The sequence below is a fragment of the Alcanivorax sp. HI0083 genome, from assembly GCF_001635175.1.
In genome coordinates this window covers 1-458 of record NZ_LWFX01000485.1, presented here as the reverse complement: position 1 = coordinate 458, position 458 = coordinate 1, and the positions used below count along the sequence as shown (strand labels likewise).

Genomic DNA, 458 nt, shown 5'->3' with positions numbered 1-458 from the left:
GGCCTGCCAGTTCCAGCAGTTCCTTGATCTCGAACTCTTTGGCACCGTCGAATACCGCAGTGGCCATAGGCACGCCGCCTACCAGATTCTTGGCCAGATCAATGATCTCATCATCGCTGAAGCTGTCCAGGTCTTCCGGAGTACCACCGGCACCGGCCTTGTTGTAGATCTTGTCGAGGAAGACACGAATATCCGCAATCTTCTTCTGCTCGGCCAGCATTTCGCCGATACGCTCACCAAGACCTTTCGCCGCCCACCCCAGGTGGGTCTCCAGAATCTGCCCCACGTTCATACGCGACGGTACACCCAGCGGGTTCAACACCACATCCACCGGCACACCGTTCTCGTCATACGGCATATCTTCTTCCGGCATGATCACGGAGATCACACCCTTGTTACCGTGACGGCCGGCCATCTTGTCACCGGGCTGGATGCGACGTTTGATCGCCAGATAAACC

1 pseudogene is annotated in these 458 nt (G+C 57.0%); it reads right to left on the bottom strand.

Features of this window, described 5'->3' with window-relative positions:
- Positions 1-458 (bottom strand): annotated as a pseudogene (rpoB, locus tag A3754_RS05000) (DNA-directed RNA polymerase subunit beta); the annotation flags it as partial.